The organism is Thauera terpenica 58Eu, assembly GCF_000443165.1.
Lineage (GTDB): Bacteria > Pseudomonadota > Gammaproteobacteria > Burkholderiales > Rhodocyclaceae > Thauera > Thauera terpenica.
Map to the genome: position 1 here is coordinate 1 of NZ_ATJV01000012.1, position 389 is coordinate 389.

1 protein-coding gene is annotated in these 389 nt (G+C 63.8%); it reads right to left on the reverse strand.

All coding sequences use genetic code 11. The features are described 5' to 3' along the window. Positions 1-8: 8 nt before the first annotated feature. On the reverse strand, positions 9-389 hold a 381-nt coding region (locus M622_RS0119775), incomplete at its 5' end, for a 4Fe-4S dicluster domain-containing protein (RefSeq protein WP_031346156.1).

Below are 389 nucleotides of genomic sequence, written 5' to 3' on the forward strand. Positions count from 1 at the left end.
TGCAGCGCTTACATGCCCTGGTAGATCGGCCCCTCACCGCCTTGCGGCACCACCCAGTTGATGTTCTGCGTGGGGTCCTTGATGTCGCAGGTCTTGCAGTGCACACAGTTCTGCGCGTTGATCTGCAGGCGCGGGTTGGCGCCCGAGTCGTCACGCACGATCTCGTACACCCCGGCCGGGCAGTAACGCTGCTCGGGCGCGTCGTAGCGCGCGAGGTTGATCTCGATCGGCGTCGAGGCGTTCTTGAGCTGCAGGTGACAGGGCTGCTCTTCCTCGTGGTTGGTGTTGGACAGGAACACCGAGGACAGGCGATCGAAGGTGAGCACGCCATCGGGCTTGGGGTAGTCGATCTTCTCGCACTCGGCGGCGAGCTTGAGCGTGGTGTGGTC